Origin of the sequence: Saccharopolyspora sp. NPDC002686, assembly GCF_040295745.1 — a bacterium.
GTDB classification, from domain to species: domain Bacteria; phylum Actinomycetota; class Actinomycetes; order Mycobacteriales; family Pseudonocardiaceae; genus Saccharopolyspora; species Saccharopolyspora oryzae.
The window spans coordinates 1-2,791 of record NZ_JBEOVY010000573.1 but is presented as its reverse complement, the minus strand read 5'-3'; the positions used below and the strand labels follow the sequence as shown (position 1 = coordinate 2,791).

The following is a 2,791-nucleotide window of genomic DNA, read 5'->3' as shown; positions in this document are numbered from 1 at the left end:
CTGGGACGAGGTGTCCAAGCGCTTCGCCGACGCCCGCGCCGGCTACAACGGCCTCCGCCTCCCCACCGCCTGACGTCCCACCGGACATGCCCGGGCGCGTCGGAGCGCCGGCTCCACCCGGAACTCATCGCTCCGACGCCCCCGGCAACCACAGTTTCAATTGAAACTGCAAACGGCGGACCGCAGTTTCAATTGAAACTGCGGACCCCCGAGCCCCACCAGGACCTCGACCCCGGATCTCGGACACGGACCCCACTTCGTTCACGTCGTTCCGCGATGTGGAACCGGGGTTCCGAGGTGTTCGATTTCAATGGAAATCGGAGGTCAGATTTCCATTGAAATTGCGTGACCTGGACCGGGGCCGAGGTCGGGGTGGGGAGGTCAGCCGGACCAGCGGTAGCGGCGTTCTGGGCGGCCGGTGCCGCCGTAGCGGAGACGGACCTCGGCGCGGCCGGTGTCGGCGAAGTGCTCCAGGTACTTGCGGGCGCTGACGCGGGAGAGCTCGCTCGCCTCGGCGCACTCGGTCGCCGACAGGTCGCCGCCCGCCGCCGTCGCCTCGCGCAGGATGCGCTCGACGATGTCCGCGGTTTCGTTGGCCAGCCCCTTCGGCGGTGCCGCGCGGCGGGTGCGGGTGCCGAAGAGCTGGTCGACGTCCTGCTGCGCGGCGGGCGCGTCGCCGGGCAGCTCGCTGAGCTTGCTGTGCAGCGCCCGGAACCCCTCCAGCTGATCGCGCAGCGCCTCGAAGCTGAACGGCTTGATCAGGTAGTGCAGCGCCCCGCCGCGGATGGCGCCGCGCACCGTGTCCAGGTCGCGGGCCGCGGTGATCATGATGACGTCGGGGTCGGCGGTCGGGTGCGCGCGCAGCTCGCGCAGCACCGCGAGCCCGTCGAGGTCGGGCAGGTAGATGTCGAGCAGCACCAGGTCGGGGCGCAGCTCGTCGACCGCGTGGATCGCGTCGGCGCCGGTGTGCGCGGCCGCGACGACCTCGAATCCGGGCACCCGCGCCACGTACCCGCTGTGGACCTTGGCGACCATGAAGTCGTCGTCCACCACCAACACCTTGATCACGTCTGCGGTCCTTCCAGCGGCAGCCGCGCGGTGAACACCGCGCCGTGTGCGTTGTGCACCTGCACCGAGCCGCCGCGACGATGACAGATCTGCCTGGTCAAGGCCAGCCCCAATCCGCGATCGCCACCGCGCGCGGCCTTGGTGGTGAAGCCGTGCCGGAACACCTCCTCGACGATCTCGGCGGCCACCCCGGGCCCGGAATCCCGCACCACGGCAACGACTTCGTCGCTGCCGCGCAGTTCGACCTCGATCCAGCGGTCGGTCCCCGCCGAGCCCTCGAGCGCGTCCAGGGCGTTGTCGACCAGGTTGCCCAGCACTGTGACCAGGTCCGCGGACAGCCCTTCGTCGATCTCGGGCAGGTAGCTGCTCTCGTGCAGGCGCAGCCCGACGCCGCGTTCGGCGGCCAGGCTGGCCTTCGCGATCAGCAGCGCCGCGGTCGCCGGGTCGTGGATGCGCGCAGTGACCTCGGCGTGCCACTGCTCGTGCCGGTGGCTGATGCGCAGGACGTAGTGCTGCACCTCGTCGTACTCGCCGAGCTCGATGAGTCCGGAGATGGTGTGCAGCCGGTTGCTGAACTCGTGCGCCTGCGCGCGCAACGTGTCGGTGGTGTCGCGGTGCACCGCCAGTTCCCGCTGCAGGTCGACGAGTTCGGTGCGATCGCGCATGGTGACCACGGCGCCGACCGAAGAGATCGGCATCCGGTTGAGCACCACGACCTTCCCGCGCCGCAGCACGATCTGGTCGACGCCGTCGGTGCGACCGGTGAGCACGTCGCGGGCCCGGTCGTTGAGGTCGAGCGAGTCGATGTCGCGGCCCACGCAGTCCTCAGGCAGCGACAGCAGTTGCCGCGCCTGGTCGTTGACCAGCGTGATCCGGTTCTGCTCGTCGACGCCCAGCACGCCCTCGCGCACGCCGTGCAGCAGCGCCTCGCGGTGCTCGACCAGCCGCGTGATCTCGCTCGGTTCGAGTCCCAGCGTCTGCCGCTTGACCCGCCGCGCCAGCAGGACCGATCCGGCCACCCCCAGCACCGTGGCGAAGGCCAGCAGCGCCATCGGGTTCTCGGGGGATTGGCGCAGTCCTTGCAGCACGTCGGGGGTGTTGGTGCCGGCCGCGACCACGCCGATGATGCGCGAGTCGTTGGAGATCACCGGCACGTGCGCCACCAGCGATTCGACGCCGTTGGTGCTGATCTCGCCGACCCACGACCGGCCGTTGAGCACGGTGCTGTCGCCGAGCGGCAGCGGTTTCCCGCGCTGCGCGGGATCGGGCGAGGTGAGCACGATCCCGCGGCGGTCGGCGATGATCACGTCGTCGGCTCCGGAGAGGCTGCGAGCGCTCTCGGCGAAGATCGCCAGCGCATCGCTGTGGCGCAGGCTCTGCAGGCTGAGCCGCACGCCGTCGGTGGCGGCCAGGTCCTCGGCGACCGAGAGCATCTTGCGCCCTTCGTTGGCGCGGAACGCGATGTCGGTCTGCGCCACGGAGAACACCGCGACCGAGGCGAGCAGCACGAAGATGATCAGCAGCTGCCAGCTGAGCAGCTGCCGGGACAGCGACGCCTGCACCCGCAACACGATGTCCACCTCCACGACCGGTGCGGGAACGTTAACGCCTCCGGCCCCCGGAACAACCCTGTTGGGCCTGGTTTCACAAGTGACACAACTACCGATAGCTGCAAAAGCGGCCCGGCCCGGTCCGGACCGGGCACCATGGCCGAGTCGCGTTC

General features: G+C 70.0%; 2 protein-coding genes. Both read right to left on the bottom strand.

The features are described 5' to 3' along the window. Positions 1 to 381: 381 nt before the first annotated feature. Positions 382 to 1,068: a response regulator gene (locus tag ABTZ89_RS37715; RefSeq protein WP_270949291.1), complete on the bottom strand. Its 687-nt coding sequence runs from the start codon at positions 1,066 to 1,068 to the stop codon at positions 382 to 384. After that, complete coding sequence (locus tag ABTZ89_RS37710) at positions 1,065 to 2,636, bottom strand: sensor histidine kinase (protein ID WP_351054072.1); 1,572 nt, start codon at positions 2,634 to 2,636, stop codon at positions 1,065 to 1,067. The genes ABTZ89_RS37715 and ABTZ89_RS37710 overlap by 4 nt, the downstream gene beginning before the upstream one ends. Positions 2,637 to 2,791: the final 155 nt, after the last annotated feature.